At 70.9% G+C, this 25749-nt stretch carries 15 protein-coding genes, 3 pseudogenes and 5 CRISPR repeat arrays; of the genes and pseudogenes, 4 read left to right on the top strand and 14 right to left on the bottom strand.

The features are described 5' to 3' along the window. Window positions 1-414 precede the first annotated feature (414 nt). Both TR48_RS19210 and TR48_RS19215 read left to right on the top strand, forming a co-directional pair. Complete coding sequence (locus tag TR48_RS19210) at window positions 415-762, top strand: hypothetical protein (protein WP_152628041.1); 348 nt, start codon at window positions 415-417, stop codon at window positions 760-762. A 95-nt stretch (window positions 763-857) separates the two neighbouring features. Further along, window positions 858-1037, top strand: coding sequence for a hypothetical protein (locus TR48_RS19215; protein WP_042368909.1), 180 nt, complete (start codon window positions 858-860; stop codon window positions 1035-1037). 65 nt (window positions 1038-1102) lie between these two features. On the opposite strand, the gene TR48_RS39000 is transcribed toward TR48_RS19215, so the two are convergent. Beyond that, window positions 1103-1507: a hypothetical protein gene (locus TR48_RS39000; protein WP_052442784.1), complete on the bottom strand. Its 405-nt coding sequence runs from the start codon at window positions 1505-1507 to the stop codon at window positions 1103-1105. Between the two features lie 65 nt (window positions 1508-1572). After that, a CRISPR array of direct repeats spans window positions 1573-1906; the repeat unit is 29 nt; unit sequence CGGAGCACCCCCGCGTCGGCGGGGCGGAC. 87 nt (window positions 1907-1993) lie between these two features. On the opposite strand from TR48_RS39000, the gene TR48_RS19225 reads away from it, so the two are divergent. Next, window positions 1994-2344, top strand: coding sequence for a hypothetical protein (locus tag TR48_RS19225; RefSeq protein WP_042368984.1), 351 nt, complete (start codon window positions 1994-1996; stop codon window positions 2342-2344). A gap of 226 nt (window positions 2345-2570) precedes the next feature. On the opposite strand, the gene TR48_RS19230 is transcribed toward TR48_RS19225, so the two are convergent. Both TR48_RS19230 and TR48_RS40625 read right to left on the bottom strand, forming a co-directional pair. Then, window positions 2571-4352 carry a reverse transcriptase/maturase family protein gene (locus TR48_RS19230; RefSeq protein ID WP_174501722.1) on the bottom strand — a complete coding sequence of 594 codons (1782 nt, stop codon included), beginning with the start codon at window positions 4350-4352 and terminating at the stop codon, window positions 2571-2573. A 533-nt stretch (window positions 4353-4885) separates the two neighbouring features. Continuing rightward, window positions 4886-5215: pseudogene (locus tag TR48_RS40625) on the bottom strand (transposase); the annotation flags it as partial. Between the two features lie 193 nt (window positions 5216-5408). On the opposite strand from TR48_RS40625, the pseudogene TR48_RS19235 reads away from it, so the two are divergent. Next, window positions 5409-6657, top strand: a pseudogene (locus tag TR48_RS19235) (IS110 family RNA-guided transposase). 17 nt (window positions 6658-6674) lie between these two features. Here TR48_RS19235 and TR48_RS19240 read toward each other — a convergent pair. From TR48_RS19240 to fxlM, 11 genes and pseudogenes are all read right to left on the bottom strand, one after another. After that, window positions 6675-7025 (bottom strand): annotated as a pseudogene (locus TR48_RS19240) (transposase); the annotation flags it as partial. Between the two features lie 58 nt (window positions 7026-7083). After that, a CRISPR array of direct repeats spans window positions 7084-8211; the repeat unit is 29 nt; unit sequence CGGAGCACCCCCGCGTCGGCGGGGCGGAC. Between the two features lie 20 nt (window positions 8212-8231). Next, window positions 8232-8543, bottom strand: a complete 312-nt coding sequence (cas2e, locus tag TR48_RS40630; protein ID WP_084729559.1) for a type I-E CRISPR-associated endoribonuclease Cas2e — start codon at window positions 8541-8543, stop codon at window positions 8232-8234. An 8-nt stretch (window positions 8544-8551) separates the two neighbouring features. Next, the gene (gene cas1e / locus TR48_RS19245; protein ID WP_042368912.1) at window positions 8552-9484 is read right to left on the bottom strand and encodes a type I-E CRISPR-associated endonuclease Cas1e; all 933 of its coding nucleotides are present in this window, start codon (window positions 9482-9484) and stop codon (window positions 8552-8554) included. 62 nt (window positions 9485-9546) lie between these two features. Beyond that, on the bottom strand, window positions 9547-10221 hold the full coding sequence (cas6e, locus tag TR48_RS19250) for a type I-E CRISPR-associated protein Cas6/Cse3/CasE (protein WP_236652220.1): 675 nt from the start codon (window positions 10219-10221) through the stop codon (window positions 9547-9549). Continuing rightward, the gene (cas5e, locus tag TR48_RS19255; protein ID WP_042368916.1) at window positions 10218-11027 is read right to left on the bottom strand and encodes a type I-E CRISPR-associated protein Cas5/CasD; all 810 of its coding nucleotides are present in this window, start codon (window positions 11025-11027) and stop codon (window positions 10218-10220) included. Before cas5e ends, cas6e begins: the two co-directional genes overlap by 4 nt. Continuing rightward, the gene (gene cas7e / locus TR48_RS19260; RefSeq protein WP_042368918.1) at window positions 11024-12157 is read right to left on the bottom strand and encodes a type I-E CRISPR-associated protein Cas7/Cse4/CasC; all 1134 of its coding nucleotides are present in this window, start codon (window positions 12155-12157) and stop codon (window positions 11024-11026) included. Before cas7e ends, cas5e begins: the two co-directional genes overlap by 4 nt. Window positions 12158-12379: 222 nt before the next feature. After that, on the bottom strand, window positions 12380-13087 hold the full coding sequence (gene casB, locus TR48_RS19265) for a type I-E CRISPR-associated protein Cse2/CasB (protein ID WP_063771015.1): 708 nt from the start codon (window positions 13085-13087) through the stop codon (window positions 12380-12382). A 169-nt stretch (window positions 13088-13256) separates the two neighbouring features. Further along, a complete protein-coding gene (casA, locus tag TR48_RS19270) occupies window positions 13257-14861 on the bottom strand; it encodes a type I-E CRISPR-associated protein Cse1/CasA (protein WP_236652221.1) in 1605 nt (534 codons plus the stop codon). A 181-nt stretch (window positions 14862-15042) separates the two neighbouring features. Continuing rightward, window positions 15043-17904 (bottom strand): CRISPR-associated endonuclease Cas3'', encoded by a 2862-nt coding sequence (locus TR48_RS19275; protein ID WP_236652222.1) that lies wholly within the window; start codon window positions 17902-17904, stop codon window positions 15043-15045. A gap of 151 nt (window positions 17905-18055) precedes the next feature. After that, a CRISPR array of direct repeats spans window positions 18056-21196; the repeat unit is 29 nt; unit sequence GTCCGCCCCGCCGACGCGGGGGTGAGCCG. 91 nt (window positions 21197-21287) lie between these two features. Further along, window positions 21288-22050: direct repeats of the CRISPR family, unit length 29 nt; unit sequence GTCCGCCCCGCCGACGCGGGGGTGAGCCG. 93 nt (window positions 22051-22143) lie between these two features. Next, window positions 22144-22474: direct repeats of the CRISPR family, unit length 29 nt; unit sequence GTCCGCCCCGCCGACGCGGGGGTGAGCCG. Between the two features lie 90 nt (window positions 22475-22564). Beyond that, window positions 22565-23659, bottom strand: a complete 1095-nt coding sequence (locus TR48_RS19280; RefSeq protein ID WP_161789864.1) for a hypothetical protein — start codon at window positions 23657-23659, stop codon at window positions 22565-22567. Between the two features lie 79 nt (window positions 23660-23738). Continuing rightward, a complete protein-coding gene (fxlM, locus tag TR48_RS19285) occupies window positions 23739-25745 on the bottom strand; it encodes a methyltransferase, FxLD system (RefSeq protein ID WP_042368921.1) in 2007 nt (668 codons plus the stop codon). Between the last annotated feature and the right edge of the window lie 4 nt (window positions 25746-25749).

Raw genomic sequence — 25749 nt, forward strand, 5'->3', positions numbered from 1 at the left:
CGTTCGTCGCGCCGTTCCTCGTCGCGTTCGAGCGCTTCGAGCGACGCGACCGCCGCTGACCGGCAAGCCGCGACGGCCCCGTCCGGTTCGCCTGGCGGGGCCAAGCTACTCCGGATCCTGCACCGGCCCGGGGACGAGCTCGACCGGTCCCCACACCGTGCAGCCGAGGTCGTGTGGTTCCTTTCCGCCGTGGCCGTGGCAGCGCGGGCAGGCTGGCCGGTCGTCGCCGCTGGTGCCGGGCTCGTACCCCCAACCGTGGCAGTCGGGACAGAGGTCACGGTCGGGCGGCGGGCAGTCGCAATCGCTCATGACCGGTCAACGACTCGGCGGCTGATGTGGCGTCGCGGCGGCCAACAGTCGCTGGCCCCGCGGGGGAGACGAGACTTCACCAGGCACCAACGCTAGGGAGACCCCATGAATCTCGCCCGAAAGCTGGCAACTGGAGCCATGGCGGCCGGCCTCGCCACCGTCGGCGTCGTCGCTGCGACCCCGGCCAGCGCCACGGTCGTGAACTCCACGTGCAACCTGTCGGACGTCGTCAGGATTGACTACGGCAGCGGTAACGGACACTACTGCTACGTCTGGGACGGCAATCGACAGTCCAACACAGGCTGGATGGACATCCAGGACGCCCGTAGCATCTGCTCGGGTACCTACTGGGGATACCTGACGGACATCACGGGAGACCCCCACCACTTCGGCGGGGGCTGCATGTCCCTTGGCGGGATGCACCTGGTGTTGATCACCTTCACCGGCAACTGAGTTCCCGGGCCCGGGATGGGCAGCCGGGGCCTGTACCCCGGGGGGCCTGGGGGGGTTTGGAACGGGGGCCGGGAACCAAGCGGAGGGGGAAGCACATGCCCAGCTGGGGAGGCGGCGGCGCCAACAAGGGCGACGCCAGCACGAACACCACCGAGGCCGAAGAGGCGACCACGGCCACCGAGGCGGACACGACCGCTGAGGAGTTGGTGAGCGCTGACACGGTGATCGAGACCGGCGAAGGCGCGACGTCGAGCGAGTCGACTGAAGCGGACTGAGGCAGGCGCGAGGCCCCGGCGTCCAAGGGGGCAGCCGGGGCCTCCTCGCTAGGACATCCCTGCGCTCAGTAGTGCCAGCGGTAGTAGCCGTTGACCTGACTGCACGTGATCGCATTGCCATGCGCGTCGACCGTGGACAGGCCATCGTCGTCATGCGGGCAGAACTCTCCCGCCCGGTAGTAGTTCCCGGAGGGAGACAAGATCGGCGCTGTGGCGCCGCCGGAGGACGAACCCCCAGACGAGTCCCCATTCGCCGAGTCGCATGCCGGGCCGACGGACACTACGACGTGTTGCAACGGCGACGCCGGATCGGCGTCCGCGTTGTAGCCCGGCTTGTCGCTGGCCCAGGCAGCCTCGGTGCAATATCCGTCCCCGGTGGGCGACGTAGTCCGGATGGAATCGAAGGTCGAGGAGCAATCAGTGCCGCCGCGGCTGCCGAGGCGCTGGGCGGAGTCGTCGAGGGTGGGCACCCGGTACCAGACGATGATGTCGGGGCCGGGATCGCATGCCTTCGGGCTTGCGGATGGTTCACGGTCGGAGCACCCCCGCGTCGACGGGGCGGACGAGATGGTGACAGGCACCGTCGAACCGGTGATCGGAGCACCCCCGCGTCGGCGGGGCGGACCCGGTGGAGCAGCACGTAGGGCTTCGCGGGGGCGGAGCACCCCCGCGTCGGCCGGGCGGACCTTCAGTACCGCGGTGGTCAGGTACTGGACCTCGGAGCACCCCCGCGTCGGCGGGGCGGACTTCCTCCGCGACCGCGCCGCCCTCGCCTACTCCGGAGCACCCCCGCGTCGGCGGGGCGGACGAGACCAGGCCGGACAGCGCGCTGCCCGCGTTCGGAGCACCCCCGCGTCGGCGGGGCGGACACTGGGAGGAACATTAAGACGCCGTTTCTTTTGGATGGTTCGAGCGGCCACATGGGCCTGTCCGTACCGTGTGAGAGGGTCCCGACCATGAGCTACGACTTGGCCGTGTGGGAGGGTGAGCGGCCGACGGACGACAAGGCCGCCGCCCGAATCTTCAGGGACCTCTACGAGCATTACCTCGATGCGGAAGAGGAGCGCCCTCCGACTGCGCGGATCGAGGCCTACGTCCTTGCGCTTCTTGAGCGTTGGGGGCATCCGTCCGAGGACGAGACCTCACCCTGGGCGGCTTGGCCGCTGATCCGCGGAGCCAGCGGCCCGCTGGTCTACTTCCCGATGCGCTGGAGCATGTCGGACGAGGCATCTACCTTCGCTGCAGCACTCGCCGAGTCGATGGGACTGATCTGCTTCGATCCGCAGCACAACGGGCTCAGGCTCTGATCGACTTCGCCAGTCGGCGGTATCCGATCAGAAGCGCGGCGATTCCGACGAAGCCGAGGAAGTGTTCCGCCTTGCGCTCGTAGCGTCTGTGGAGCCGACGGCAGCCCGCGAGCCATGAGGTTGGGTCGGCCGCGCGGCGAGGTGTCTGCCTGTGGCAGGTCCTTTTCCGCGCGGCCTCCCGCCGAACCGGACATGACGGTTTCCCTGTCATCCGGCTCTCCAGTGATCACAGCGTGTGTGACCTGGCCGTTCGTGACGTGTGGATGCGGTCATGGCAGGCTTCGCAGGCCACGAGGGTCTTGCGTCGCCGGTCGAGCATGACGCGCGCCCAGTCGGACGGCGGCCATCCGGCACGAGCGAGATCGGCGAGGGCTCGGACGTGATGCACCTGGACATCACCTGTGGCCCCGCAGACCTCGCATGTGTCCGCCAGGAGTCTGGTGATCAGCTCCTTGTGCGGGTAGTCCACCCAGACAGGCCGATGGTCGGTGATCTTCGCCGACCGCTGCTGCTGGAGAGGGATCCCTCCGAACCGTGCCACCAGCGGTTTCCTGTTCTTCCGCTCGATGCGGGCCTCGAAGCAGACTCGGGTCCCGGCGAGTGTGTCGATCCTGGCCTTGTGCTTCGCGGCCATCTTCGTCACGGTCGAACGGTGCTTGCCCGCAAGGGTCTTGAGCATGGAGGTCTCCATGACCCATTGCAGCCGGTGCAGCCGGAAGACGTCTCCGGCGAGCAGGTAGTACTGGACGATGCCCCGGAAGACGGCCCCGAACGTGGCCACGATCGCGTGATCGCTGCCGTTGGTCAGTTCCGTTCGCTTCGCGGGCTTGCCGCGAGCGAGATAGGGCTCGCACTTGGCCTTGATCACGTCCCTCGGGACACGAAGGGCGATCTGACCGTTGACCCTGCGGTAGCGGCCGGTCTTCTTCGTGTCGTTGTGCTGGGTCGTGATCTCGTAGCCGAGGAACCGCGCTGCCCGGGTGCGGGCGTGGGTGATCAACGTCTTTTCCTGGGAGAGTTCCAGCTTGAGTTCGTCGCGCAGGAACCCGGCCAGGCGGCGTTTGATCTGCTCGGCCTCGGCTTTCGGTCCGGTGAATCCGAGGAGGTGGTCGTCTGCGTAGCGGACATAGCGAAGCCGCCGATATGACGGATCGTTCGGATCCGAGCTCGGCAGGCTCACCATCCGCTGGCGCAGTGCCCGGGCCTCGGCCCGGTCGCCGCGCCGGCGGGCTTTGGCCAGCAGATTCTGCAACTCCAGGTAGGCCGGGTTTCTGGCCCGGCGCTCTCCACGGGTGCACTCCGGGATCAGAACTGTTTCGACGAATTCGTCCAACCGGTGCAGATATATGTTGGACAGGATCGGGGAGGCCACTCCGCCTTGCGGCGCTCCGGAGAGCGTGGCACCCCATTTCCAGTCCTCCAGGTATCCGGCGCTGAGCATGTTGCGCACCAGCCGCAGGAACCGCTGGTCATGGATCTTCTCGCCGAGGATCGACAGCAGGACCTGGTGGTCCAGGCTGCCGAAGCAGTCGGCGATGTCCCCTTCGATGAACCAGGATGTCCCGGTCCAGGTGTGGGCGACCTCCCGCAGCGCGGTGTGGCAGCCCCGTCGGGGGCGGAATCCATGCGACCGGTCGGAGAACGTCGGCTCGTAGTACGCCTCCAACAGCAGGCGGACCACCTCGCCGACGAGCTTGTCCGACCAGGTCGGCAACCCCAGCGGGCGCGTCTTCCCGTTCTTCTTCGGGATGTGCACGCGCCGGACCGGATGGAAGCGGTAGCGCTCGTGGCGCATCGCCTCGATGATCCGGCCGATCTTCCGCTGGGACATACCGTCCACGGTTTCCGGCGTGACCCCGGGCGTCATCGCGCCGTGGTTGGCGTAGATGCGTCCGTAGGCCAGCAGATACAACTGCGGGTTGAACAACTGTCGATACAGTTCATCGCACGGCAGGTGACGCCTGCCGCGCTCACGCAGGACACCCAGCACCGTTGCGGCGCTCTGCATTTCGCATACCTCCCCGTATCCGGGTGTCCGAATCACCTGGCCCCCTTCGCCCTGCGGACGGCTTTCCCGCCCTCCCCGGCCGGGCGTTACTCCGGCGACTACTACGGGGCCTCCGTCGCCATAGGACTCGCGTCCCGTAGGCGATCCCACGTTCGTCCCTGTCTGTACGTATCTAGCGCGACACAGGCGTCCCACTCATCTCCTTGAATGTCCTCGCTGGACATCGCTCCACCGCCCGGATGGTGCACCGGCCAACAATAGAAGCCAGTGCAGGCGTGGCGTCGGTTTCAGCTGTCTTTCCGACGGATGGGAACTTGCATCTTCTGGAGATTGGGCTTCAAACAATCCAGTCTTCGCCATATCGCGCGGGCCGCCCGGCGCACCGTCCCTGACAACTGGGCCCAGTCACCGGTTTTCTGACATGCTCTTGTCCCCTTCACCTTTCGGATCCAGGTAAGTCATCCGGCCCAGGAACCTCCTTCCGAGTTCCTCCCGGCTGAGCCGGGGATACAAACAGAGCGCCTCGTGGCGCACACTGTCCGCTCGACGACCCACCTGTGGCGGCCCAGCCGGCCGGACGGCTCGATCCCCCGACGGGCGATGCCTCGACTTCGAAGCCATCGGCGCAGGTAGTCGTAGTCGTATCCCTTGTCAGCGTGCAGCTTTCCCGGTTGTCTCCGGCGCGGCCCACGTCGGGAACGGATCGGCGGGATGCCCCGGACAAGCGGCTGCAGGGCCAGGCTGTCATGGGTGTTGGCAGCCGAGATGCCGAGGGAGATCGGCAGGCCGTTGCGGTCGCAGATCAGGTGGATCTTCGACCCCTTCTTGCCACGGTCGGTCGGATTCGGTCCCGTCAAAGGCCCGTTACCTTCTTCGTGGCCCCGCAACGGGGCTCCCGGCCTCCGGTCCCGGCATGACCCCGTAGCCCTGTCAGTCATGATCGAAAGGGTGCTGTCACCGGGCACGGAGGCATCGGCAGACCGCTGATCAGGGGCATGGGCGCCCAACCCGTACCGGGCGGGGCAGGCTCTCCGTAACGTGGATGCCGGCACGCTGATGCCGCAGGCAGGCCGGGATGGTTCGGAGCTGGGAAGCAAGGATCACGTGACCGACGACGAGACCGTCGACGTCTATCTGGGCCTGGACGTCGGCAAGGGCGAGCACCACGCCACCGCCCTCACTCCGGCCGGGAAGAAAGCCTTCGACAAGCCCCTGCCCAACACCGAGCCCAAGCTGCGCGAGCTGTTCGCCAAGCTCCAGGCCAAGCACGGGACCGTGCTCGTCGTCGTCGACCAGCCCGCCTCCATAGGCGCCCTTCCGCTGGCGGTCGCCCGCGACACGGGCTGCCGGGTCGCCGACCTCCCCGGGCTGACCATGCGTCGGATCGCGGACCTGTATCCGGGCGAGGCCAAGACCGACGCGAGGGACGCCTACGTCATCGCCGACGCCGCGCGCACGATGCCGCACACGCTCCGGGCCATCGACCCGGCCGATGAGACCACGGCCGAGCTGCAGATGATCGTCGGCTTCGACGACGACCTCACCACCGAGACCACCCGGATCAAGAACCGCCTGCGCGGCCTGCTCACCCAGATCCACCCCTCACTCGAGCAGGTCCTGGGCCCGCGCCTGGACCACCCCGCCGTCCTGGCCCTGCTGGAACGCTTCGGCTCACCCGCCCAGATCCGCAAGGCGGGTCGCCGCCGCCTGGTCACGCTGCTGCGGCCGAAGGCCCCGCGCATGGCCGAGCGCCTGGTGGAGGACATCTCACCGCACTCGACGCGCAGACCGTCGTCGTCCCCGGGACCGAGGCCGCGGCACTGATCGTCCCCAGCCTCGCCTCCTCCCTCACCGCCCTCGCGGATCAGCGCAAGACCCTGGCCGCACGGATCGAGGAACTGCTGGAGGCCCACCCTCTTTCCCAGGTCCTGACCTCCATGCCCGGAGTCGGGGTCAGGACCGCAGCCCGCATCCTCATCGACGTCGGCGACGGCACCGCGTTCCCCACCGCCGGGCACCTGGCCGCCTACGCCGGCCTCGCACCGGTCACCCGAGCCTCCGGCTCGTCGATCCGCGGCGAGCACCCCGCCCGACGCGGCAACAAACAGCTCAAACGCGCCCTCACCTCGCCGCGTTCGCCTCGCTCAAGCAGCCCGAGTCACGGGCCTACTACGACAAGAAACGCAAGGAAGGAAAGCACCACGTCGCGGCCATCGTCGCGCTCGCCAGGCGACGCATCGACGTGCTCTTCGCCATGCTTCGCGACGGCACCTTCTACCAGGCCCCAGCCGTCACGCCAGCTTGACGAAAACCATAGGGGCACCCTTTGGTAGCGCGGATGCTCACCGAGTCGATCGCGCACCGGGACCAGTCCAGCTCACCGTCGCCGCCGAGCTCGTCCAGGACCACGCGGTGCAGCCGAGCCCAAACACGATCGCGACTCCACTGGGCGAAGCGCCGGTACACGGTCTGCCAGCACGGCCCGAACACCGACGGCAACTGCCGCCAGGTGCAGCCCGAGGTGGCCACGAACACGATCGCTGCCAATGTCTCCCGGTCACCAGCACGCCGCCGACCGCCGCCCTGCGGACGCCGGACGAGCTTCTCCGGAACCACCCGCCTGAACGGCTCCCACAGCTCGTCCGGTACCAGACGCTCGACAAGACCCTCCACGACAGGTCCAACGCGCAAGCTCGCCAAAGGAAACGGCGTCTAAACCCCCGTTAAGAGGCGGAGCACCCCCGCGTCGGCGGGGCGGACGTGTTCGCCGTCCAGGTGCCGGACACCCAGCACGGAGCACCCCCGCGTCGGCGGGGCGGACACCTCGCGGCCGCCCAGGTCGTAGAACACGAACGGAGCACCCCCGCGTCGGCGGGGCGGACTGTGTACGCAAAGTACACAGCCCTTTCTGTATCGGAGCACCCCCGCGTCGGCGGGCCGGACTGCCACCTGCTGCACCAGGCCCTGGCCAGCGGCGGAGCACCCCCGCGTCGGCGGGGCGGACGTTCACCCCACCTCCAAGTAGGCGTCCGCTGACGGAGCACCCCCGCGTCGGCGGGGCGGACAAGTTTCGGCGTGTCGCTGGACAAGCGGAGATCGGAGCACCCCCGCGTCGGCGGGGCGGACGTCATCACCGAGCACACGTTCACCAACGAATACGGAGCACCCCCGCGTCGGCGGGGCGGACGTACCGGCCGTCTCCCTGCGTCATGCGGATGCCGGAGCACCCCCGCGTCGGCGGGGCGGACTAGGCAACGGCCGCGCAGTCAGGGCGGACCATCGGAGCACCCCCGCGTCGGCGGGGCGGACCGCTCCAGCGCGAGCGCGAGGGCGTCCTCGGGCGGAGCACCCCCGCGTCGGCGGGGCGGACGAACGGCGACGCGGGGGTCATCTGCGCGGCGGCGGAGCACCCCCGCGTCGGCGGGGCGGACACGATTGTGACGGCCTGGGTGACGCCGCCGACCGGAGCACCCCCGCGTCGGCGGGGCGGACGGGGCGTCGAGGGCACGCCAGGCGTCGTCAGGCGGAGCACCCCCGCGTCGGCGGGGCGGACGCCACACGCGGTGGCCCCGCGGGGGATCAGGACGGAGCACCCCCGCGTCGGCGGGGCGGACCGAGGAGGCCGGGAGATGAGCGCGCCGACTCGCGGAGCACCCCCGCGTCGGCGGGGCGGACAGGTTGGGGTGGATGAAGAGGGAGGGGTTGTACTGGAGCACCCCCGCGTCGGCGGGGCGGACGTCTACAGCCACCCGCGGCCGAGCCTGTGGGTCGGAGCACCCCCGCGTCGGCGGGGCGGACCGGATCGCAGCAGGTGCTGCAGGCCAAGCAGGCGGAGCACCCCCGCGTCGGCGGGGCGGACACTTCCCGACCTGCTGCGTTCTAGAGGCTTTGCTCGTTCTTGGGATTTTGGGCGACCATGCGGATGAGGGTGAGGCCGTCGAAGTCTGCCGGAATTCGTCTGCGGATGCCTGCGGTGCGGAGTTCGTAGCCCTGTTCATTGCTCGCGGGGTGGATGAGCAGCGCGGCACCTTCTCCTACGACCTGTTCGACAGCGGCCCACAGTTCGTCGCGGACCCGGGCGGAAACTGAGCCGACGAAGATTCCGGCGATGACCTCGCTTGTCCACCGAGACAGGGCCCCGCGTAGTCGGTCGGGGACGGCTGTGGTGGCGATGACAACCATGGAAGGCATCCGGTCTCCTACTGGCCGTAGTTGACGCCGGCGGGAAGAACGCCGGCCACGGGGTCCCACAGCCGCACCATGTGGGCGTCGTGGCGGTCGGGTTGGTCGTCAGGTTCGCCCGTAGTGGAGGTGGGGCTGGGATCGAGGAGGTCTTGGATGTCGCGGACGATCGCGGGGAGGAGTTTGAGGAGGCGCAGGTTGTCGCGTAGGCGTCGGCGAGCGTCCTGTTCGGGGTTGGTGGACTGGTGGAGGCTGAAGGCGAGGGGGATGGTGGCTTTGGCTTTGTAGAGGTCGGCGATGTCGTAGACGAAGGCGTGCTGGGTTCCGGTGTGGACGAAGCCGAGGGCGGGTGAGCAGCCAAGGGCGAGGAGGGCGGCGTGGACGACGCCGTACAGGCAGGTGTTCGCGGATGAGAGAGCAAGGTTGACGGGGTCTTGGTCGCTCCAGCTGTCGGGGTTGTAGTTGCGGCGGAAGCGGCCGATGCCGTGCTGCTGTGCCAGGAGCCGGTAGAGGGCCTTCATGCGTTGCCCTTCGAGGCCCCGTAGCTGGTCGAGTGTGGGGCCGGAGGGCAGGTCGTCGGTTCCGAAGCGGCGTGCGTACATGCGGGTGGCGACATCGAGCCGGCGCTGGGGATCGCTCCATTGGTGGACTTGGTGTTCGAGCCAGCGGGTGGTCAGGGTGTCCGGGAGGATCCCGGCGTAGGCGCGGACCGCCCCGGCGCCGGTGCATACGACGCTGGTGCCGTGGCGGGCGAGGGTGGCCAGCGCGGGGGTGGTGATCGAGACGCCGGGGCCCAGGAGCAGGCATGACAGGGCTGCGGTGGGGAGATAGACGAGGTCGGTGCGGTCCGGGGCGGCTTGGATCTGGGCGCAGACGCCGGTGTCGTCCTGGACGATGCGGACCATGTCCAGGTAGAGGAAGGACAAGGAGTCGGCGACGCGCGGGAGCATGGCGAGGGTCGGGGCGGCGAGGCGCCGGTGCGCGTCACCGCCCCGACGAGGCGCGGGTGGTGTCATCGGGTGGCGGGGGCGAGGGTGAGCAGGCCCGCTCCGTAGGGTTTGCCGCGGCCGATGCCGGTAAGCAGGGCCTGGGCGAGTTGGTCGGGGTCGGTGATGCTGGCGGTGCCTTCGTAGCGCACCAGGCTGTGCCGGACGCGGGGGGCGTCGGGTCGTCGGGACCGGGCGGGGGCGAGGGTGGTGGGCAGGGCGTGGTGGATCTCGAGGCCGGCTTGGGCGGCGCGGCGGTGCCACCAATGGTCGGCTGCTGCGCCCGAGAGCGGGATGACGGGCCCTCGCTTGCCCTTTTGTTCGAGGGGCAGGCGTTGGGTCTGGGTGGGGCTGACGACGATGCTGTAGCGGACGGCGAGGCCTTTGCGCAGGGCGGTGAACATCAGCGCAAGGTCTTTGATTTCGGTGTGCCCGTAGCCGGCGGGCAGGCGACGCGGGTCGAGGGTGCTGGCCTGGACGAGGATGGTGGTGGCCGTCTCGGATTCGTCCACGCGGAAGAGCAGCCCGGCTTCGCGGCGCGGGCTTGGTCCGAGGTGATCGGGGACCAGACGCATCAGGGTGCGGTGCATCTGGGTGGGGTCGCGCAAGTCGCGGTGGACGTCGCGGCTGTGCGGGTTGAGGCGGATCCGGGCGAGCATCGCCTGCGCGGACGTCTGAGGAGCACGGGATGGGGTGGTCATGCGCGGTGGCTCCCGTCGGCGTAGTCGATCAGACGCTTCATCAGCGTGCGCTGGGGCCCGAGCAGGGTGGCGGGCAGCTGCTCGGTGCGGCGCTGCAGCAGCCGGGCACCGTAGGAGCGGGAGTGGGGGGAGAAGTCCAAGGGGTTGTCGTTGGTCTCCAGCAGCGTCGCGCCGGGTGTCACGGTGGCGGTGTCCGTCTCGATGAGAAATTCCACTGGGACTGTGGCCGACGGTTCCGCCTCGGTGCCCGGATCGTTGGTGTCCCAGGCGGGCTGCTGGATGGGGGCGGGGCGGCTGAGAGGGACACGGGTGCGCAGTTCGCTGTCGGGGTCGTCGATGGGTCCGGCGAGCAGGAACGGCTGGTCGGGTGGGCAGGAGCGGCGGCCGAGGTAGGGGGCCCAGTAGGGGCGGCGCAGCGCGTCGGTGAGTTCTTCGGCGAGTTGGTGGGTCGGGGTGGTGATCGCGACGGTGAACACCGCGTCGGCGAGGTAGTGGCGGCGGGTGATGACGGCTGCGCCCTTGTTGCTGCCGCCGGCGGTTGCGGCGGTGCGGGACTTGGGCTGGCCTCCGCCGACGGTGTGGTAGTCCTCCAGGCGTTCGCCGGGCCGGTCGACGCGGACAGTGATCCGCAGGTCCTGGTAGCGGGTCAGGTCGACCTGGTGGCGGGGGCGTCCTTCGGCGGAGGCCAGCAGTCCGATCAGGCCGGAGCGGGTCGGGAAGGGTGCGCTGTCGCGGATCTCGGTGAAGGCTGAGCGTTCGCCCCAAGCCTGCATCGGTGCGGCCAGCCGCAGGATCAGGCCGCTCACTGGCCGGCCTCGGCGGTGGCGGTTTCGGCCAGAGCGGTGGCGACGGCCGCGTCGACTAGGGCCGTGTAGGAGTCGTGGGCTGCTCCGAGTCCGGTGGGCTTGTCGTCATGGACGGCGGCGTGGCCGAGGAAGGCGGTGTTGTCGGTGCCGAGGAGGCGGTTGATGCGGGTGGCGTAGTCGTCCAGGGCGGCCCGGGAGGGGGCGGAGAAGCCGCCGTTGTTGTCGGCGGTCACGGGGGTCTCGAACGCGGCGGCGAGGGAGACGGGTCGGTGGCGGCGCACGGCGAGGTGGACGAGGTCCGGCAGCGTGTGGGGCGCGGTGCTGTTTCGCTTGGCCTGCGGCAGGGACAGGATGAACTGGCCGGCGAAGGACGCCAGCGCGGTACGTGTGGCCTGCGCGTCGCCTTCGAGGTGGGCGAGCAGGTCGGTGACGTTCACGGTGGCGTAGCGGTAGAACACTCCGGCGCTGAATTCGGCGGTGTCCAGGTGGCCGCTGCCGGTCTCCGCCTCGCCGAGCCAGTCGTCGACCGCGGTGAAGTAGTCGCGCTGCGGCTCGGACGGGTGGGTGGTGAAGGCGTGCGCGACCTGCGCCGCGCCGTCCACGTTCGCGCCTGGCACCTCGGCGAGCATGCGGCCGAGCAGGGCGATGGAGACCGTGCGCTGCTTCAGGACCGCTTCGACGCGTTCGCCGGGGAGCACCGGTCCCGGGTTCCTCTTGGTCAGGGCCTTCTCCAGGTCGTCGCGGAACTCCCCGCACAGGGCGGCCAGTTCCGCGATCGCGGTCTCCGGCACGAACAGCAGGACCGAGGAGTGGCCCTCCTTCTCGATGCCGATGCCCTTCTTCCCGGCCGCGGCCATCACGCGCTCGCCTGCGAAGACCGCCAGTTCCTCGGGCCAGCCCTGCCCGATCAGCGCGGCACGGACTTTGAGCGGCACCAACCGGCTGCGGGCGGCCTTCTCGCCCAGGTCCTGCTCGACACCGTGGCGGATCACCCGCTTCCAGGACTGCGAGGACACCCGGATACGGGGGGCGTTGCCGTAGCGGACCGACTTGGGCGAGCCCAGGTCGTCCCGGTTGAGGTTGGCAGCCGGCACCGACTGCACGGCGTTCAGGTCAAGGAAGACGGACATCATCAAACTCCTGGCTCGTTCGAATGGGGTCGGTGAAAGGGGTGGGTGGGATGCCCCACGAGGTTGCAGGCCGAGAAGGCCCGCGGTGACCAGCGCGATGGTCCGGGCCGGGGTGTGCGCGTGCCGGGTCTGGGAGCGATCCCGACCGGGCCCGCATCGGCGCCGCAGACGGGCCCTGTCTCCACAGGGGGTGAAAGTGGTGCGCCCGGGGCCGATGGTTTGTCAGGGCGTTGAGTCGGCCGACTCGGCGACGGGCTGAGGCCGACCGCTGTTCTTGTCGGTGGGCTCGTCGCCTAGCGCAGCGGGGGCGGTGTTGACGGCGCGCCAGTAGTCCTCGAGCCACTGCGTTGCGCGGCGGTCGCGCTCCCGGTTCCACGAGCCCAGGTCCCGAATCAGCACGGCCCAGTCGACCGGGATACCGGCCGCGAGCAGCTGCCGTGTCAGGGCGGGAAGGCGGGGGTGGATCGCGTCGCTGCTCTGCCGGGTCATCAGGTGCAGGTCGCCCTCGGCGCTCGCGGGCTTGAGGACGCCGGCGCGCACGGCCAGTCCGAGCGAGCTCCCCAGGGTGGGGCGACGCTGCCACCCCCGCCCCGTGCCCTGACCAGCATTGCCGGAACCGGTGCCCTCCGTCACGATGGCGGCGGCGGCCTTGGCCTGAGCGTCGGCCTCACGGGCCGATCGAGGTCGGGCCGCGATCAGCGCCGCGACCGCGTACAGGGCCCGCTTGGTGTCGGGATGTGTGCTCTCGCTGGTCCACGGGACCAGGTAGCGGTGCAGGTAGGTGCACCGCTCGACTGGACGGCCCAGGCCGGAGCGCAGCTGTGCCTGAGTGCCCTTGCTCGTGCACAGCTCCTGGATGTAGGCGACGAATTCGTCGTAGGCCCAGCGCTGTTCACGCGGTACGGGCTGGTCGGGTGCGGTGGCGGTCACCGGTTGCTCCCGTTCTGCTCGGGTGGTGCTCGGATGTGTCCTGGATCGCCTGCGGCAGGCCACGCGTAAGGGCCGGCCGTGAAGCTGGCATCCCGGTGGGAGGGTGTGCGGGCCGTCCCCGGTGGTTGGCCGTGTCGTGCGACCTCAGTGCAGGACCCCGCCCGTGGTGTCAGATGGTGGCTCGCACCGGGGCCAGGGCTTGGAGCATGTTGCGGGCGCGGTTGCGGGCACGGGAGACGCGAAGGTCTGCGCGGGCCCCCGGTCCGATGGCGCGGTCCAGCGCCGCGAGGGCCTCGGCGACGAACAACGCCTCCCCAGCGGTGGTCGTGTCGTCGGCGTCGAGGGTCTCCCAGAATCGGCGTTCGGCTGCGGGCCAGTAGGCCCGCACCGCGGCGGCGGCCCACGGCCCGGGCTTGCGCCGGTCGATCTTGACCCGCTCCGCTTCCGCGGCCTGCAGGTCGGTCGCGGTCTTCCACGCAACCAGCGCGGCAAGCTCCAGGCGCGCGCCGATGTCCTCGGCCGCTCGGTGACAGCGCAGCACCTGCCCGGCCCGCTGTGGACTCTCCTCCTCCTGCCACTCGAGGACCGGCGGTGTGGTCGCCTGGAACCAGACCGTGTCCTTTTGCTGGCCGTCCTGGTGGAAGCCGTAGGCGCGGACCCGCAACACGGACAGCAGGCCTGCCGGCAGGCGGTCCAGGGCCGGGGGGCGCAGGCTGTCCACGGCGCTGTCCTTGAGGAGCAGGGCGTCCAAGTCCCGCCACAGCGCCCGGGAGCCGTCCGCTTCCCGGTCGTCCCACCCGCCGTCCTTGCGGCGGTACCGGACCGTGAACGGGTCGCGGACCTCGAGCGGCGGCGCGTGGGTGGCCCACGTCAGATAGGCGTCCACGACCTGCCTGCCCTCAGCGTCCGGCACCAGCAGCACAGAGTGCCGAGCCCGGCCGGTCAGCAGCCGGCCCGGCCCGGACAGCGGGACCGGTGCGCCGAGCGGGTCCGGCAGGTCTTCCTCCCAAGGGCAGGCGTCCGCCGAGGGGTCTCCCTCTCCGGTCGGCGCCGGAACGCACAGCACCAGTGTGGTGAACAGGTCCGGCGCCCACGGGAAGTAGGACACGGACTTGCGCAAGGGCCCAGCGTCGGTGCTGCCGGTGCGGTGGTCGGTGATCCGGCGCGGGGTGCACTGCCCGGACGGCCCGAAGTACAGCTGCGCGATCAGATGCCACGCGGCTTCTCCGGCATCGACCGGGACCGGATCGCCGTCGGTGAAGTGCCCGAACAAGACGGCGCCGTTGACGCCGGTCGGGCGCCCGAACACCAGCTTGTTCACCCCCGACGGATTCGGCTGCCCCTTCGCGTCCACGCACTGGGCTCCCAGCCGCGGATCCTGCAGGAACGGCCGCCGTGAATCGAACAAGCCGAAGCGGTCGGCCCAGCGCGGGTCGTCGAAGTAGGCGTCCACCATCGCCTGGTCGAACCGGCCAAGCGACAGGTGCGCGCCGCGCTCCTGCTCCCATCCGCGGGCGTCGTCCGCGAGGTCCTCGTCAGCGAGCGGCACCCCGCCGGGCCGTCCGATCCGGGACGCGATCGCAGCGCAGACCCGCAGCAGCCCCGCCGCGGCCGGAGCCACCGGCACCTCCAGATCGCTGATCTCGTGCGCCCGCACGAACAGCTCCCGCAGGCCCACCCGGGCCCGGGTGCCGTCGGTGAACCGCACCGGCACCCACGCCTCGTCGCGCAGATCGAACACGCCTACCCCGTCCCCCATCAACTGCTGCACCATGCGCCCTGATCGAAGCACATGCCTCTGACAACATCCGCTCGTCCAGCGGATATGATCACGTGGATCATCCAGGTGGGTAGAAGTCGGTCAAGCGATCGAACTTTTCTTTCAAATAGTGTCGAAATCCGTTCTGTCAGCCGGGTGTTCGAACGCACCTCGTCGCTCGGCCGCAACGAGGGGGTCAACCCTTGAGGCGCACCAGTCCCAGGTCCGCATCGAGAACCAGAGCCCCCCGGCTCAGCGCCACCGGCGCCACCGCGCCATCGACCACCGGCAGGCGCAGCACACGTAGCTCACCGAGCCGGACGTGGTCGGCCCAGCCCGGCGGGACCTCGAGCCGGGGTCCGTCGTGGGCGGTGAACCAGTCCGCCCGTACAGTCACCGTCCGCCCCATCACGCGCCGCACCGCCTCCGTGCTCAGCTCGCCCTCATCCTGCGGCAGCTTCACGCCGCCAGCGGGATCGAGAATGAGCGCGCCGTCTGGCTGCTGGAACACGCACAGCAGCCGCACCGACTCCGCCCCAAGCCGGGTGGCAACCTCCCACTCGTCCTCCTGGCCCTCCAACTGGTGCAGGTCGTGCAGCGCCCGAACCTGCTGCGCGCGGGGGATGGCGACCTGGCCGGCCAAGTGCTGCTTTGCGAGCTCGTCACCATGGAAGGCCGTCCATGCCGGGGACAGCGCCGTGTCCGGGCTGTCCCACTCCAACCGAACCCCACCGTGGACCTGCTTCACCAAGCCCGGAACATCCCCCGGCACCGCGATCTCCTCCAGATCGGCCAGCGCCTCGGACGTAGCCCGCAAAAGCGCCTCCGGGTAGACCTGGCCCCACCGGCGCGGCACCGCGCCACCCCCCGCCAGCGGATCGAGCACCACCAGCGTCGCCTGGACGGCCCACTCAGGCCGGGGCCGACCGGGCCGGCCGTGCTGAGCCCACCAGGCCTCGTGGCGCCAGCAACGCCCGGCCCGCTGCAGCAGCAGCGACATCGGAGCAAGGTCACTGACCACCAGATCCGCATCCAGATCCAGCGACTGCTCGACCAGCTGCGTGGCCACCACAACCCGGCGAAGCGGCCTCGGCCCGTCTTTGCCAAGTGCCCCGGTCACCGTCGCGCTGCGGTCCTCACGCACATCTCCCGGCAGCCGGGCATGCAGCAGCACGACCTCCCCCGACTCCCCTCGCCCGTCCCCCTCCGAGCGGTCACCAGAGGCGCCACCACCCCGGCCAGGAAGGGCGTCGGCGTGTGGCCGGTCGTCGAACTCCGCCCTCAGACAGGTGTAGGTCTGCTGCGCCTCGTCGACGGTGTTGCACACGATCAGCACTGTGCCGCCCTGCGGCCCGAACACCGGAGCCACCAGCCGACGAAGCACCCGCAACCGCTCCCCCGCACCGCCCCGGACCGCTTCGACCGCCACCCGCAAATCCATCGGCCGCTGCCGTGCCTGCTCGCCGCTGCGCACCGCGGAAATAGCCGTCTCGCGCCCCGTCGCGTCGACATAGACCCAGCCCGGATACGGCGCCGCGAACATCCGGCCCCTCAGCTGGGAGCGCTTCATTCCCGTTCCGCGCAGATACTCCTTGACCAAGTTGTCCCCCACCGCAGCGGGCAACGTTGCCGACAGCAACACCACCGGCACACCATAGGCCCCCAACCAGTTCAGCAACCGCCCGAGCAGCACCTGCATGTACGGGTCGTACGCGTGCGCCTCATCCACCACCAGCGCCTTGCCCGACAACGCCAACAGCCGCAACGCGTTGTGACGCACCGGCAAGACCGCCAACAAACCCTGGTCCACCGTGCCCGTAGTGAACTGCGCGAGCAGCGACCGCTTCGAACCCTGCAACCAACGCCGCGCCTCCCCCACACCCCGACCGGCAGCCTCACGGCCCTCGTCCTCGGCCACCACCAGCCGATCCCCCGAGCCCAGCACCGGATCGGTGTAGGCGCGGTTCAACCAGGCCATGCTGTGCACCAACGTCAGCCCCGCACCACCAGCCCCCTGCGCCGCAAGCGACTTCGTGACACGGTCGTACATCTGGTTACTGGTCGCGCCCGTCGGCAACAGAAAGTCGAACCCCCGCGTCCCCAGCACCCGCTCCATCGCCGCAACCGCCAGCAGCGCTGTCTCCGTCTTCCCATCCCCCGGCGCCGCCGTCACCAACAAGATCCCGCCCCGCCCACTGCCCGCGACCGCAGGCGGCAGCTCCTCGATCACCGAACGCTGCAAGGGATTCGGGCCCGCCTTGATACCGAACGCCTCCTCGAACGGCCGCGCCTCAAGCACCACCGGCACCAGCCCCGCCCCTGCGAGCAGAGCAGGAGCATCCCTCACCGACCGCTCGAAGTGCGCCTCCAACGTCCCGTCGAGGTGGCGCTGACGACCCCGCAGGTAACTGCTCTGACTCACCAGCCAGTCCGCCAAGACCACCACACCCGTGACCAGAACCGCAGCGGGGGCCTCCCACTCCCCCGCCACCGCCGGTTCACCCAGCAACCGAAAGACCGTCCGCGCATGCTCGACCCGCTGACAGTCCCACTCCTCCCCGCCCAAAGCCGGCGAGCCCACCACCGGCTCGTTCCGGAAGAACCGCCCGTGATGACCGCCCACCACCTCCGCCACCCGGTACACCGCCGACCACTCATCCTCGGAAACCTCGGCCCCAAGCGCCGCCAGCACCCGCCCGACCACCCACATCCCCGCGACGTCATGACCGACACGATCCGACGCCATCCGCGACACATCACCAGCGAACGGCTCGCTCAACCAACCGCGCGCCCGCGCCGAACAATGCTGGAACGCTGAGATCTTCCCGATGTCGTGCAATCCCGCACACAACCCCACCAACTGGCGCGCCCGACCCAGGTCACCGTCCAGGCCCATACCCCGTGCGATCGCACGACGCTGGCTACCCGCCAGGAACACATCCCACAGATGCAACGCCATGGCCGTCGCGTCCAACAGATGCCGCACCAACGGATAAGGCGGCAACGCCCGGGCCAGGCCCCGCTCCTTACCCCACAACGACTCATCCACGCCTGCCACAGCGACCTCCCCAACCGACACCCGCAGTCCCGTCAATCCAAACAGCCCCCGCCGACAAGCACCCCGCCGACCAGTAACGTGGAGCCATGCGCCAGGGAGAGCAGCACGTAAAGAACGTGCAAAGGCCACTCTGACGCCCAGGTCAGGAAGTGTCCGCCCCGCCGACGCGGGGGTGAGCCGTCCAAGCGGACCGCTGAGCGACGCGGATGGCAGTCCGCCCCGCCGACGCGGGGGTGAGCCGGTCACGTGGGGCACGAAGGCAGCCGACACGACGTCCGCCCCGCCGACGCGGGGGTGAGCCGACGGTGAGACGCCGGAGCAGGCCGCGGCGCGGGTCCGCCCCGCCGACGCGGGGGTGAGCCGGCCAGCACCTGGGCGCCGTCGACGACACCCGCGTCCGCCCCGCCGACGCGGGGGTGAGCCGGTCTACCAGGACTCCTACCGTCAGTCCTCGGGGTCCGCCCCGCCGACGCGGGGGTGAGCCGTCGCAGGGCGGCCGCGGCGTTGTGCGGGGATCGTCCGCCCCGCCGACGCGGGGGTGAGCCGTCCCAGTACAGCTCGACGTCGATGGGGGGCGTGTCCGCCCCGCCGACGCGGGGGTGAGCCGTCGACGCGGCACGCGAAGGCGAAGGTGCCGCAGTCCGCCCCGCCGACGCGGGGGTGAGCCGCTGACCGGCGGAGTCGCGATGACCGCCGAGGCGTCCGCCCCGCCGACGCGGGGGTGAGCCGGCCACAACGACCAAGAAATGACGGCCCTTTGAGTCCGCCCCGCCGACGCGGGGGTGAGCCGGTGACGGTGGGATCGGTGAAGGGCATTGTCAGGTCCGCCCCGCCGACGCGGGGGTGAGCCGTTGATGATGTGACTTGACACACCGGCCCCACTGTCCGCCCCGCCGACGCGGGGGTGAGCCGACGTCGGCGACCTCGTCGAGGTCTCGGGCTTCGTCCGCCCCGCCGACGCGGGGGTGAGCCGCTGGTGACGACGGTGGTGCCCTGGACGACGCAGTCCGCCCCGCCGACGCGGGGGTGAGCCCTCCCCGACCGGGGCGTGGCAGTGCGGACACTTGTCCGCCCCGCCGACGCGGGGGTGAGCCGTATTCGTTGGTGAACGTGTGCTCGGTGATGACGTCCGCCCCGCCGACGCGGGGGTGAGCCGCCACCCGGCCTGAGAGTGGTTGCTCTCAGGCCGTCCGCCCCGCCGACGCGGGGGTGAGCCGCTCGACAGGTCCGGGACGATGACCTGTCCGTTGTCCGCCCCGCCGACGCGGGGGTGAGCCGGCGTCCGCATGACGCAGGAGACGGGCCGGTACGTCCGCCCCGCCGACGCGGGGGTGAGCCGGTCGCGGTCCAGTTGCCGGCGTTGGTCTGGTGGTCCGCCCCGCCGACGCGGGGGTGAGCCGAAGCGCGACGCCGAGGCGAAGGTCGGCCGGACGTCCGCCCCGCCGACGCGGGGGTGAGCCGCCATCTCGGACGTGACCCCCGGCCCCACCACGGTCCGCCCCGCCGACGCGGGGGTGAGCCGTCGTCGGCCCCCTCCCCGGAGGGGGCCCCGGCGTCCGCCCCGCCGACGCGGGGGTGAGCCGCGCTTCTACGGCGTGGCCGGGCCGCTCCTGACGTCCGCCCCGCCGACGCGGGGGTGAGCCGACCTATCTGCACCATGGCGAGGACGGCCAGCCGTCCGCCCCGCCGACGCGGGGGTGAGCCGTCCGGTCGAGCCAACTCCCCACCCCCGTCCCAGTCCGCCCCGCCGACGCGGGGGTGAGCCGTACCTCGCCTGGATGGTCGGCATCAGCGCGGCGTCCGCCCCGCCGACGCGGGGGTGAGCCTCCGCGGGCCTCCCTCGCTCCGCTCGGTCCTGCGTCCGCCCCGCCGACGCGGGGGTGAGCCGTACCAGAGGGCCATCACGGGCGGGGCCTCCAGGTCCGCCCCGCCGACGCGGGGGTGAGCCGTAGGCGGACACCCGCTTGAATGTCTACCTAATGTCCGCCCCGCCGACGCGGGGGTGAGCCGCCAGAGGGTCAGCCGCACGTTGCCGGCGTGGAGTCCGCCCCGCCGACGCGGGGGTGAGCCGTCCTGGAGGTTCGTCTTGCCGTGCGCCACGGCGTCCGCCCCGCCGACGCGGGGGTGAGCCGCCGGGGAGCGCGAAGCCGGGGAGCGGGATGCGGTCCGCCCCGCCGACGCGGGGGTGAGCCGAACCATGGCTGATGTGATCGTGCACGAGGACGGTCCGCCCCGCCGACGCGGGGGTGAGCCGCCACTGTGCGGCGCATGTGACGGACCGGCCGGGTCCGCCCCGCCGACGCGGGGGTGAGCCGGCGACCTGGATGTCCGCGGCGGTGGTCGCGGGGTCCGCCCCGCCGACGCGGGGGTGAGCCACGCGCGCAGGCGTTCACGCTCCTCGACGCGACGTCCGCCCCGCCGACGCGGGGGTGAGCCGCAGCAGAGCGCGTTCGAGCACCGAGCCATGGAGTCCGCCCCACCGACGCGGGGGTGAGCCGTAGCGCAGCGCGGAGAGGCCGGGTTCGGTCAGGTCCGCCCCGCCGACGCGGGGGTGAGCCGTTCGTCCTGGGCCAGTCGAACCAGTGGGTCACGTCCGCCCCGCCGACGCGGGGGTGAGCCGCTGCCCTGCAACCGCTGCACCGAGGCGGCGTCGTCCGCCCCGCCGACGCGGGGGTGAGCCGCCGGCGGCCGCGGCCAAGCTCCGCGCGCAGGGGTCCGCCCCGCCGACGCGGGGGTGAGCCGGCTGGAAATGAGGGCGGATTGTCATGACGCTTGTCCGCCCCGCCGACGCGGGGGTGAGCCGATCGCCGCTACGGTGCCGATCGAGCGACGCGGGTCCGCCCCGCCGACGCGGGGGTGAGCCGGCCACGCGCGAGGCCGAGCGCAAGGAGCTGGAGTCCGCCCCGCCGACGCGGGGGTGAGCCACCTTGTGCAGCCTGATGGCGAACGTCAGGGTGGTCCGCCCCGCCGACGCGGGGGTGAGCCGCCCGTCCACATCTACAACTGCTTCTTCAACCTGTCCGCCCCGCCGACGCGGGGGTGAGCCGTTCCACGGCGGGAACACCCCGAGTCATCGGGCGTCCGCCCCGCCGACGCGGGGGTGAGCCGACCGGGCACCCGCTGCTGACGCCGGACCAGACGTCCGCCCCGCCGACGCGGGGATGAGCCGACGTGCAGGCCGCGGACGCCGTCGGCGAACGTGTCCGCCCCGCCGACGCGGGGGTGAGCCGTGTCCCGTGTGGGAGCAGGAGGTGAGCGTGGTGTCCGCCCCGCCGACGCGGGGGTGAGCCGCAGCCCAACGGCCAGACGATGTACCAGGTCAGGTCCGCCCCGCCAACGCGGAGTGAGCTGGCCGCTGACGAGGTGTCGCGGGCGGAGACTGCGTCCGTTCCGCCGACGCGGGGGTGAGCCGCCGAGACGCATAACGCATCGAAGCGCCACGCTGTCCGCCCCGCCGACGCGGGGGTGAGCCGCACAGTCGCCCGTAGGGCGCCGATATCCCCGGGTCCGCCCCGCCGAGGCGGGGGTGAGCCGCAGAGCGGGCCCTTGAAGTGCCAGGGGCGGAGGTCCGCCCCGCCGACGCGGGGGTGAGCCGGCAGCCACCCTCCGATGACGGACACCGCCACCGTCCGCCCCGCCGACGCGGGGGTGAGCCGGCAGCCACCCTCCGATGACGGACACCGCCACCGTCCGCCCCGCCGACGCGGGGGTGAGCCGGAACCGCAGCTGATGGCCGCCATCAACGTTGCGTCCGCCCCGCCGACGCGGGGGTGAGCCAGCCGAGCAACTCGGACTACTTCTCCCTTCTGCCGTCCGCCCCGCCGACGCGGGGGTGAGCCGGCCCAGTTGGAGACGGGCCAGACAACCACGAGGTCCGCCCCGCCGACGCGGGGGTGAGCCGGTAGCTCACAGCAGCATCACCAGCACAGACACGTCCGCCCCGCCGACGCGGGGGTGAGCCGCACGCCGGGCCCATCATCGGCGGCGGCGTGCTGTCCGCCCCGCCGACGCGGGGGTGAGCCGTTCTCCGCGCTGTCCATCGTGTTCTTCATCCTCTCCGCCCCGCCGACGCGGGGGTGAGCCGCGATTCCTGCTCCTCGTCGGCGCTGTTGCCGCGTCCGCCCCGCCGACGCGGGGGTGAGCCGAAGCTGGGCCCGCTCCCGCTGGGGGCGTGGCTGTCCACCCCGCCGACGCTGGGGGTGAGCCGCCACCGACCGGTCGGCCCGGGAGACGTTGATGGTCCGCCCCGCCGACGCGGGGGTGAGCCGACCTACGCCACCGACGCGGAGCTGGAGTCCTTGTCCGCCCCGCCGAGGCGGGGGTGAGCCGCTGGAGCGGCCCTCCCCGCTCGCGTCGCACCCGTCCGCCCCGCCGACGCGGGGGTGAGTCGGCCGTACACACGGCGGTGTGGACGGCTACGTGGTCCCCGCCGACGCGGGGGTGAGCCGTCCATGGCGGTGTAGCCGAGCCCGTACGCGGAGTCCGCCCCGCCGACGCGGGGGTGAGCCGAAGGCACTCAGCGCGATGGGGCTGGACAACGCGTCCGCCCCGCCGACGCGGGGGTGAGCCGTCAGCGCGTCACCTGGCACGGCGAGTCCGCAAGGTTGTAGCCAGCGCTGGGCCGATCAGGGCTGGCGGCTCGACCTCCCTCGGTTGCTGGTCAGGCCGCAGGTGCGGAGATGACTGCGAGGCTGGTCTGGGTGGCCTGTACGAGGCTCGTGAGCAGTGTCGGGTCCATGTGGCCGGCGTCAAGCGCGCTGGCGGTCTTGATCTGGACAAGCTGGGTCAACTGGCGGCTAGTGAGCAGGGTGCGGAGCTTGGGACAAGCCAGCAGTTCGCGGGCGGCGTAGCCGTCCTGGCTCCGCAATGCGGTCGCGTAGAGGTCGGCGGCCACCTGGAGTGCCGCGGGTTCGTCCGTCGCCCCGAGGGTGTGCAGGATGCTCATTCCGAGTCGGGTTCGCGGGAGGGTGAGGCCGTCTTCAGGGGGATGCTTGAGGAAGCGCTCCGCCAGCTCGGACCCGAGCTTGGGGGGTTGATCACCGGCGTCCCGGAGGGCGACCTGGTGCAGCATGGCGGTCAGCAGTTGTTCCCACCAGTCCCCTGGGGTCGTTGCAGACACGAGGTCGAGTGCTGTCGGGTGGTCCGAATTGGTGAGGGCCGCGATGACGGCGACTTGGCGGCCGTCGAGCATGCGGGTGCCGATGCCGTTGTGTTTCTCGATGTGGGCGAGGGCTTCGTTCCACCGGCCTGTGCTCGTTAGGGTCCGGGTGCCGTCGGCTAGCAGGACCGTCCACAGCCATTTCCTGACTTCCTGACGGTCTTCGTCGCTTGAGGTGAGGCTAGCGGGGATGGTGACCGAGTCCAGCGTCACCGTGGTGCCGTTGGTGACGGCGTTGTACATGGCGGTCAGGTGGGCGCGGCCTTCGTCTGGGCGTTGGTCGCGGATGTGCAGCCGGCCGAGGTTGACCAGTGGTTCCAGGCCGTACTGGGCCTCGCGAGCGGGGAGCGGGCAGGAGTCCAGGAAGGCGTTGGCGTGGTCGATGCAGAGGGTTCTGGCCAGGTGGGGAAGGCCGATGTCCGAAGCGAGTAGGGCGGCTTGGTTGCAGACGACTGAGGCGCTGCGCTGGTCGTTGGTCTGGGCCGCGTCGCGTGCTCGTGCGGCCAGGGCGGTGACGCGCGTGGGTAGCGGCAGGCACGCGGGGCGGATGCGCTTGACGAGTGGGAAGCGTTTCAGTGTGGGGCTGAGTGGGTCCAACACGGGCTCCATGCGGTGTGGGGGGGAGGTGCCCCGCGGCTGAGGTCTACGGCCGGGCACCAGGTCATCGCTTACTGGACTATCGCCACGTAACGTCGATGCGGTTCAGGGTGGTGCTGAAGCTGAATCGGCCCGGGGCGTCGGGAGCGGCTGGGGCGTGGAGGGGCTTGAGCTCGAAGGTGGCTGTTGTGTGTCGCCAGTCGTGGTCCCAGATGCGCAGCTCGTCGGCGATCTTGTGGGCGAGTTCGGTGCCGCCTGGTCCGTGGCTGGCGATCCCGAATTCCCAGAGCCGGCCTCCCTGGGGTGAGACCCGGTCGGATGGGCGCCGGACGAGGAAGGCGAGTGCTCCCTTGTCGAAGAAGGTCCCGGAGCTGGGGTAGGTGCCTTCAGGCAGCAGGCTGCCGACGGCGTCGGAAGCGAAGACCAGTCGGTTCGCGCCGCTCGGCAGGTTCAGGGTGAGCCACAGCTCCATCCATTCGGGGGACTCCATCGCGGCGAACGTGACGTCGGACCAGGTGACGGCTCGGGGCGTGTGGAGGACGTCGGCGAGGGCGTGGGGGTCGGCCTGGTCGTGGGCGCTGGTCTGGAGTCGGACGGTGCCGTCCGAGGAGAGCGGGATCATGCGGCGGACGTCGTCGGCGACTCCCCGCCGCAGGGGCATGAAGGTGTTCATCTCGCTGCCGACGGACAACCAGCGCCCGTCATGGTGCTCCCAGGCGATGGAGCGGGAGACGCTGCCGCGCAGCCGTTGCGGGACGACGAGGCGACCGCCGGGGGCGAGTTGGTCGAGCCAAGCGCTGGGGATGCCGTGGGCGCCGACCGTGGCCACGATGCGCTCATAGGGGATGGTCTCCGCGTAGCCGAGTGCCCCGTCGCGCAGCACGACCTCGACGTTCTCGGCTCCCGCTGCGCGGAGGTGGGCCCGGGCGCCGTCCACGAGGTCGTCGTCGACATCGAGGGTGATCACCCGTCCGTCGCGTGCGATGTGGGCAAGGAGGGCGGCGTTGTAGCCGGTTCCTGCGCCGAGTTCCAGGATCCGGTGGCCGGGGTGGACGTCGAGCTGTTCGAGCATCAGGGCGACCACGGAGGGCTGTGAGGCGCAGCTGATGGACGCTCCGGTGTCGTCGGTCTTGATGTTGACCGTCGTGTTGGCGTAGGCGTCTCGTAGCGGGGTGTCGGGGACGAACAGGTGGCGGGGCACGGTGCGCATGGCCTGTTCGACCCGGCTCGTGCGGACGTGTCCGCTTGTGGTGAGCTGGTCGACGAGGCTGTTGCGCAGCTGCGCGGCCTCGTTGGTTGCGGGCGGGGTGGTGACGGTTCCCATGACTGCCTCTCGTGCGAGTGCGGACATCGCGCTCTGGCTCTCCAGGGAGAGGCCTGCGCGGTTAGCGTGGAAGATCGTGAGGTGGGCGAGCACGGCTCGCAGGCCGCGGGTCAGCCGCCCCTGGTGGGCGAGGTCGGCCAGGACGCGACCGGTGTGCTCGAAGGCGTGGACCCACTGGTCTTGGCCGTCCAGGGCTTTGCCTGGTCGGGCCAGCGCGTGCGGGTCGGCGGTGATCAATGTGTGCACGGCGTCGAGGAGCCTGTGGTGCTGGCTGCTGGGCATGACGGGGGCCAGTGGGCGCAGTTCGCTTACCTTGGCCCAGATGTCGCCCTGTTCGAAGCGGTCGCGGCCGGCGCCGCGCATGAGTGCGCTGCACAGCAGGAGCGCTGTCTCGCGTCGCCCCAGGTGGCCGAGCTGGGCGGCGTCGTAGGTGAGCAGGTGGTGGCTGTCGGCGTGGAAGAGTGCGTGGGCGGCGTCCATCGCTTGGTCGCCGCCGAAGGCCAAGGTTTCGGGTTCGTAGATCGCGTTTGCCCACCACAGGGCGCGCCCCTCCCCTACGGCGGTGTCGAGGAGTTCGGTGACGGCTGGGACCGGGGCGGGGGCTTGGTAGCGGATGTGGAGCGGCTGCTTGCGCATGAACCACCATCCGTTCAGCAAGCCGGTGGCTTCGGCGGCGGTCAGGGCGGGCCCCAGGTCGTGTGTCAGCGTCTGGATGGCGGTGTCGCGGTCGGGGAAGTGCACGTTGTGCTGCTGCCAGGTCATCGGC

It is taken from the genome of Streptacidiphilus neutrinimicus, assembly GCF_000787815.1.
In the GTDB taxonomy this organism is placed as follows: domain Bacteria; phylum Actinomycetota; class Actinomycetes; order Streptomycetales; family Streptomycetaceae; genus Streptacidiphilus; species Streptacidiphilus neutrinimicus.